Origin of the sequence: Ornithinibacter sp., assembly GCF_035443565.1 — a bacterium.
GTDB lineage: Bacteria > Actinomycetota > Actinomycetes > Actinomycetales > Dermatophilaceae > Fodinibacter.
This window is the reverse complement of sequence record NZ_DAORSO010000029.1, coordinates 20,953-25,435: the sequence shown is the minus strand read 5'-3', so window position 1 is coordinate 25,435 and position 4,483 is coordinate 20,953. Positions and strand designations below refer to the sequence as shown.

3 protein-coding genes are annotated in these 4,483 nt (G+C 72.3%); all 3 read right to left on the bottom strand.

Annotated features, from left to right (window positions below):
- A partial coding sequence (pheT, locus tag PLL68_RS05375) for a phenylalanine--tRNA ligase subunit beta (RefSeq protein ID WP_324532362.1) occupies nucleotides 1-2,052 on the bottom strand: 2,052 nt, incomplete at its 3' end.
- The gene (gene pheS / locus PLL68_RS05370) at nucleotides 2,052-3,146 is read right to left on the bottom strand and encodes a phenylalanine--tRNA ligase subunit alpha (protein ID WP_324532360.1); all 1,095 of its coding nucleotides are present in this window, start codon (nucleotides 3,144-3,146) and stop codon (nucleotides 2,052-2,054) included. The genes pheS and pheT, both read right to left, overlap by 1 nt.
- A gap of 48 nt (nucleotides 3,147-3,194) precedes the next feature.
- On the bottom strand, nucleotides 3,195-4,382 hold the full coding sequence (locus PLL68_RS05365; protein WP_324532358.1) for an MFS transporter: 1,188 nt from the start codon (nucleotides 4,380-4,382) through the stop codon (nucleotides 3,195-3,197).
- Between the last annotated feature and the right edge of the window lie 101 nt (nucleotides 4,383-4,483).

The following is a 4,483-nucleotide window of genomic DNA, read 5'->3' as shown; positions in this document are numbered from 1 at the left end:
CACCCCGAGGGCCTCACCGAGGGTGCGCGCGAGGTCGACGACGTCGGTGACGTCGGCCGGACGGCCCGGCCCCCACCAGCCGGCGCGCTCGCGCTCGCCGGCGAGCAGGAAGGCGACGTGGCGCGGCTGCGGCGGCACGGCATCCCGGATCGCCGCCAGGGTCTCGGCGGAGGGGTGGATGCCGACGTCCTCGGTGGGCGCCGCCGCCTGCGGCCCGTCGAGCGCGACGACGAGCCCCAGCTCGAACAGGCCGACGTCGCGGCTGCCGCGGGCGACGTTGCGCCGCAGGGCGTCGACGAGCGTCGCGAGCAGGCGGGTGCGCATGAGCGGCGCCTCCTCGGACAACGGGTTGGCCAGGCGCACCGTGCGAGCCACCTCGGCCTCGACGTCGAGCCCCAGGTCGGCGAAGCGGTCGGCACCGACGAACGGGGCGCTCCACACCTCGGACAGGCCCTGTCCGGCGAGGACGTCGGCGACGAGGCGCCGGGTGCGCTGGGCGTGGGTGAGCCCCGCGCCTCCGGGCGGTGTCGGCACGATCGACGGGATGCCGTCGTACCCGGCGATGCGGGCGACCTCCTCGACGAGGTCCTCGGCGGTCGTGAGGTCAGGGCGCCACGTCGGCGGGATGACCGTCAGCAGGTGACCCTCTCGAGTCACCGAACAGCCGATGGACGACAGGATCGACACGACCTCGCTCTCGAGGTAGACGATCCCGACGATCTTGGACGGGAAGTCGACGTGCATCGTCACGGGGTCCGGTGCCGCCGGGCTGCCGACGTCGGTGACCTCGGGGTCGGCCACTCCCCCGCCGTGCTCGACGAGGAGATCCACGGCGAGCTGGGCTGCGGCGGCGGCGAGCGCCGGGTCGACGCCTCGCTCGAACCGGCGCGAGGCCTCGCTGGGCAGCTTGTGGGCCCGAGCGGTGCGGGCGATGCTCACCGCGTCGAAGTGGGCCGCCTCGATGAGCACGTTCCGGGTGGTCGCACCGACCTCGGTCTCCGCCCCACCCATCACGCCGGCGATTGCGATCGCGCGCTCGCCGTCGTGGTCGGTGATCAGCAGGTCGCCCTCACCCAGGCTGCGCTCGGCGTCGTCGAGCGTGGTGAGCCGTTCGCCGGCCCGGGCCCGCCGCACCACGATGGGCGCCTGGAGGGTGTCGAGGTCGAAGGCGTGCAGCGGCTGCCCGAGCCCGAGCATGACGTAGTTCGTCACGTCGACGGGCAACGAGATGGGGCGCATGCCGGCCTCGGTGAGCCGGGTCGCCATCCAGCGCGGCGCGGGCGCGGAGACGTCGATGTTCCGCACGATGCGGGCGACGTAGCGGTCGCAACCGGCCCGGCCCCGGATCGGGGCCTGGTCGTCGAGCACGACGGGGAAGCCGCCCTCGGTCGCGGCGGGGGCCGCGGCATCCAGAGCGGTGACCGGGTCGGTGAAGGCGGCCCGGGTGGCGTGCCCGTACTCGCGGGCGATGCCGCGCACCGAGAAGCAGTAGCCGCGGTCGGGGGTGACGTTGACCTCGACGGTCTCGCGGTCGAGCCCGAGCAGCGGGAGCGCGTCCGTGCCGGGGGTGAGCGTGGCCAGGGTGGCCTCGTCGCCGGCGAACCTCTTCGTCAGGACGAGGATGCCGTCGTGGTCGTCCCCGATCCCCAGCTCGCGCTCGGAGCAGATCATCCCGGCCGAGACGTGGCCGTAGGTCTTGCGCGCGCTGACGGTGAGCGGCCCCATCGGGGTGGTGAGCACGCCGCCGGGCAGGATGACGACGACGAGGTCCCCGGCATCGAAGTTGTGCGCACCGCACACGACACCCTGGGGCTCTCCGGTGCCGTTGGCGTCACCGACGTCGACGGTGCACCAGTTGATCGTCTTGCCGTTCTTCTGCGGCTCGGGGGTCTTGGTCAGCACCCGGCCGACGACGAGGGGGCCGGTGACACCACCGGTGTGCAGGCCCTCCTCCTCGAGACCCACGCGCACGAGGTCGGCGGCGATCTGCTCACCCGTGGCGTCGTGGGGAACCGCGGCGTACTCGCGCAGCCAGTCGATGGGAACGCGCATCAGATCTCCATCCCGAACTGTGCGTCGAAGCGCACGTCACCTTCGATCATGTCCCGCATGTCGCTGACCCCGGTGCGGAACATCAGGGCGCGGTCGATCCCCATGCCGAACGCGAACCCCGTGTAGCGGTCGGGGTCGACCCCGCAGGCCGTCAGCACGTTGCGGTTGACCATCCCGCAGCCACCCCACTCGATCCAGCCGGTGCCCTTGCACGTGCGGCAGGCCGGGTCCTCGCCACGGCAGACGAAGCAGCGCAGGTCCATCTCGGCGCTCGGCTCGGTGAAGGGGAAGTAGCTCGGGCGCAGTCGTGTCGTGATGCCCTCACCGAACAGCTCGGTGGCGAGGCGGTCGAGGGTGCCCTTGAGGTGGGCCATCGTGATGCCCTCGTCGACGGCCAGTCCCTCCACCTGGTGGAAGGCCGGCATGTGCGTGGCGTCGAGCTCGTCGGTGCGGAACACCCGACCGATCGCCGCGACGTAGACCGGCACGCCACGCTCGAGCAGGGTGCGGGCCTGCACCGGCGAGGTGTGGGTGCGCAGCACGAGCCCACCCTCGGGCGGGTCGACGTAGAAGGTGTCCTGCATCTGGCGCGCCGGGTGGTCGGCATCGAAGTTCAGGGCGTCGAAGTTGAACCACTCGGCCTCGATCTCGGGGCCCTCGGCGATCTCCCAGCCCATGCCGACGAACAGGTCGGCGATGCGCTGGCTCATCAGCTCGATCGGGTGCCGGCGACCCAGCGGGCGGCGACCCGAGGGCAGCGTCACGTCAACCGCCTCGTCGGTGAGGATCCGCTCGTCACGCTCGATCTCGAGCTCACCCTGACGGGCCGTGAACGCCTGCGCCACGCGCCCGCGAGCCTGCCCGACGCGCTTGCCGGCCTCGGCCTTGGCGCTCGGCGGCAGGGCTCCGATCTCTCGATTGGCCAGGGCCAGGGGGCTCTTGTCCCCCTGGTGCGCGGTGCGGGCGGCCTTGAGCTCGTCGAGCGAGGTCGCGGCCGCAGCCGCAGCGAGGGCCTCGGTGACGGCCTCCTCGATGGCGTGCGGATCCAGCGCGGCGACCTCGACGGGGTCGTAGCTGGTGTTCGGTCCAGACATGGGGTCCACTTCAGGGCAGGTTGGGGTGGTCTTCGGGCGGCCCCGAGTCTAGGTTGCGGATGCCGTGGCTCGCCGCACGGATACCGCCGTGAGACCCAGCGCGGCCACCACGACGCCCACGGCGGCCACCACGACGAAGCCGGCCCCGGGCCCGCCCCGGTCGATGGCCAAGCCAGCCAAGGGTGCCCCGATGGCCCCACCGGTGGTCATGAACGAGCCGTGCCAGCCCATGGCCTCGCCGCGCACCTGCGCGGGCACGATCCGGCTGGCCTGGTCGATGGTCGCCGTGATCGTCGGCGCACACAGCAGGCCGGCGACGAAGCCGGACGCGGCCAGCTGGACGGTCGAGGAGGCCAGTGCCATGGGGAAGGTGGCGGCCGCCAAGCCGGCGAGCAGCCAGAACGCCGAGATGGGCCGGTGCAGCGCCCCGTAGAGCAAGCCACCGATGAGTGACCCCAGCCCCCACACCGCGAGCACGAGACCGATCTGCCCCTCCGCGGCGATGTCGCGCATGACGGCGATGATCGAGATGTCCGAGCCCGCCAGCACGACGGTGGTCGCTGTGGCAGCCAGGCACACCGCGAGGAACGGCAGCCGGAACCACGTCCGGCTGCTGGCGCGGGCGGTGCCGACCACCGCCTCACCCTCACCGCGCAACGGTGGGTCGACGACGTACATGAGGATGCCCGCACCCACGCCGAGCATCTGGATCCAGAACAGCACCCACGAGGTGTCCCACACCGTCGCCGCCCAGACGGCGACCGCCGGGGCGACGATGAACGACAGCTCGACCGCCACGGCATCCAACGAGATCGCCGTCCGGCGCTCCTCCTCCCCGACGGCTGCGATGACGGCCTGTCGGGTGATGGAGAACGTCGGGATGACGAACAGGCCGGCCAGCACCGCGAGGCCCAGCAGCAGCAGGTAGTCGACGAAGGGGGCGATGCTCCAGCACACGAGTGCGACGAGGATCGAGGGCAGGACCACGCGCCGCAGGCCGTACCTGTCGAGCAAGCGCCCGCGCCAGGGCCCGCTGACGGCGATGGCGACCGTTGCCGCGGCGGCAAGCACGCCCGCCGCGGTGTAGCTGCGATCCAGGGACGACACGACGTGGATGGTCAGCAGGACGGTGCTCGCGAACACCGGCATCCGCACGAGGGTGCCCAGGACGAGTGCGGTTCGCAGCGGCTTGCTCCGAAGCGCCCGCCGGTACGGGGCGAAGGACACGGCGGGCACCGGGACACTGTGTCACCGAATGGCCAGACTGACGACTCGGAGGCACTGACAGCGCGCCGGCGCCGAGGGTTGGGTCCCGTCCGGGACGAGGAGGACCGCCC

What these genes read in the sequence shown, in the direction of transcription:
- pheS (WP_324532360.1), bottom strand. Translation starts at nt 3,146, where the DNA reads ATGTCTGGACCGAACACCAGCTACGACCCCGTCGAGGTCGCCGCGCTG.